General features: G+C 61.6%; 4 protein-coding genes. 2 read left to right on the top strand and 2 right to left on the bottom strand.

Going from position 1 to position 2,340, the window contains the following annotated elements; translation table 11 throughout:
* The coding region (locus tag AAFM29_RS17200) for an SDR family NAD(P)-dependent oxidoreductase (protein ID WP_341713950.1) at positions 1-589 on the top strand (589 nt) is incomplete at its 5' end.
* On the opposite strand, the gene AAFM29_RS17195 is transcribed toward AAFM29_RS17200, so the two are convergent.
* Positions 552-1,415, bottom strand: coding sequence for an SDR family oxidoreductase (locus AAFM29_RS17195; RefSeq protein WP_341713949.1), 864 nt, complete (start codon positions 1,413-1,415; stop codon positions 552-554). The two genes, AAFM29_RS17200 and AAFM29_RS17195, sit on opposite strands and share 38 nt — an antisense overlap.
* 140 nt (positions 1,416-1,555) lie before the next feature.
* Here AAFM29_RS17195 and AAFM29_RS17190 point away from each other — a divergent pair, with 140 nt between their 5' ends.
* A complete protein-coding gene (locus AAFM29_RS17190) occupies positions 1,556-2,071 on the top strand; it encodes a VOC family protein (RefSeq protein ID WP_341713948.1) in 516 nt (171 codons plus the stop codon).
* Here AAFM29_RS17190 and AAFM29_RS17185 read toward each other — a convergent pair.
* Positions 2,068-2,340: VOC family protein (locus tag AAFM29_RS17185; RefSeq protein WP_341713947.1), on the bottom strand; the 273-nt coding region annotated here is incomplete at its 5' end. The two genes, AAFM29_RS17190 and AAFM29_RS17185, sit on opposite strands and share 4 nt — an antisense overlap.

Below are 2,340 nucleotides of genomic sequence, written 5' to 3'. Positions count from 1 at the left end.
GAGCTGGGCTGCACTGATCGCCCGGGTCACCGGCGAATGGGGCGCGCCCGACATCCTCGTCAACAATGCAGGGATCGTCCATCCGGTCAACGCGCTGACCCTTGAGAAAAAGGATTTCGAGCGCGTGCTGTCGATCAACCTGATCGGCGCGTGGCTGGGCATCAAGGCGGTGGCCCCCGGCATGATCGACAAGGGCAAGGGCGCGATCGTCAATATCGTGTCGAGTTCGGGCCTGATCGGCATGAACGGGCTGACCGCCTATCTCTCCAGCAAATGGGCCTTGCGCGGGCTGACCAAGAACTGCGCGATGGAACTGGGCTATCGGGGCATCCGGGTGAACGCGGTGTTCCCGGGCGGCATCAACACCCGCATGGGCAATGTCACCGGCGACGCGCCCGAGGACCTTAATAAATATTACACCGGCCAGACCATCCAGCGCATCGGCGAGCCCGAAGAGGTCGCGCACACCAGCCTGTTCCTGTGCAGCGACGATGCGTCCTATCTGGCAGGCGCGGAAATCGCGGTCGATGGCGGACAGACGCTGGGGGCCTTTACCCCGTTCCTGCCGGGTGCGCCCGATAATCTGTGACTCCTATGGCGCGGGAATGGATTTCCTTCCCCGCGCCTTTCACTACCGTTCTGATTTTGCTGTTGGCCCCGTCGATGAAATACTCCCCGCCCGAGATATAGGACGCCGCATCCGAGGCGAGGAACGCGACAAGCGCTCCCGTTTCCTCCGGGCGGCCAAGCCGCCCCAGCGGAATCGCGTTCAGGATTGCCTCGCGGATGGCGGGATCGCTGACCTGTTCGAACCCCTTGCGCACCATTTCGGTATCATGTGCGCCGGGATGCACCGAATTCACGCGGATGCCATATTGGCCCAGCCATGCCGCCGAAGTCTTGGTCAGATTGGCCAGCGCCGCCTTGGTCGCGGAATAGACGGTGGTGGAGACGACCACCTTGCGCGTCGAATTGGAGGACATGTTGACGATCGAGCCGCCGCCGGCATCCTTCATGTGCGGGATAATCGCCTGCATGCCGATAAAGGGGCCGATCAGGTTCACGTCGACGATATTGCGAAACTGCTCTTCCGTCGCGGATTCGATGGTCTCGACAAAATTGATCCCGGCATTGTTGACGAGAATATCGAGCCCGCCAAATTCGGCGAGCGTTGCGGCGACAATCTCCTGCCACGCCGCCGCATCGCGCACGTCGTGGTGGCGGAAAACGGCCTTGTGCCCTGCCCCGCCCATCGCCGCTGCCAGCGCTTCGCCTTCGGCGTCGAGCACATCGGTGATCATCACCCTTGCGCCGTTTTCCGCCAAGGCCCAGGCGATTGCCTCTCCTAGGCCGCGCGCGCCGCCGGTGACGATGGCGGTCTTGCCGGTAAGATCGTTCGAATTCGTTCTGCGCATTATCCTCGCTCTCCCATGCTGCGGCTCCATGCTGCAATAAATGCTGCGTCATTGCGCTTGCCGCCACGAGAAAGGATGCTAGCATATTATCTTGACGGTGCCAGCCAATGCTGCCGCGAAAAGATATCAAGGAGAGAACGATGACAGCCCGGACAGGCGTGCTGAACCAGATGGCCTATGTCGTGCCCGACATTGAAAAAGCCATCGATTTCTGGACGCAGGTAATGGGCGTCGGCCCGTTCTTCGTCTTTCCCGAACTAAACGCCACGCGCGGCGATTACCGGGGTGAGGATTACATCTACAAGTTCGGCGCTGCGATCGCCTATTCGGGAGAAACCAATATCGAGCTGATCGAACCGCGCGGCCCCTCGATCTTCGACGAATTCCTCAAGGCGGGCGGTACGGGTGTGCATCACACCTGCCGGTTCGTCGACGACATGGCCACCGCCCAGGCCGAGATCGAGGCATTTGGCGCGACACGCCTTCAGGGGGCCAGCTTTGGCCCGGGGTCAGAAGTGGCCTATTTCGACATGACCGGCGACGAAACCATGATCCTCGAACTTGCGCAATTGCCGCCCGAATCGGCCGGACTGTTCGATGCGGTCAAACAGGCCGGAAACGATTGGGACGGGAAGACCCGCACGATCAGCTTCTAGGCAGGTGCCCAGGCAAACGCCGCCTGCGGCATGTCGTGGAAATTGAATTCCAGCCTGATCCCGTCTGGATCGATCACGAAAAGCTGCCGCAGCGAGGCCGCCGGGAAATCATTGACCTCACAGGGCAGACCCATCGCGTCGATGCGGCTGCGCCACGTGTCGTAATCCGAACAGGAAAAGGCGACATGGTGCAATGCGCCCGTCCCCTGCCCGTCATCGCCAGCCCGCTCTGACGGGGAGGCGATGTGGATCACGGCATGCCCCGCGCC

Origin of the sequence: Erythrobacter sp. (assembly GCF_038133525.1) — a bacterium.
In the GTDB taxonomy this organism is placed as follows: Bacteria; Pseudomonadota; Alphaproteobacteria; order Sphingomonadales; family Sphingomonadaceae; genus Qipengyuania.
Note: the sequence above shows the minus strand (reverse complement) of the source record. Positions and strands in the feature narration are given on the sequence as shown.

Coding starts and splice junctions, on each gene's coding strand:
- AAFM29_RS17195 (WP_341713949.1), bottom strand. CDS start 1,415: ATGCGCAGAACGAATTCGAACGATCTTACCGGCAAGACCGCCATCGTC.
- AAFM29_RS17190 (WP_341713948.1), top strand. CDS start 1,556: ATGACAGCCCGGACAGGCGTGCTGAACCAGATGGCCTATGTCGTGCCC.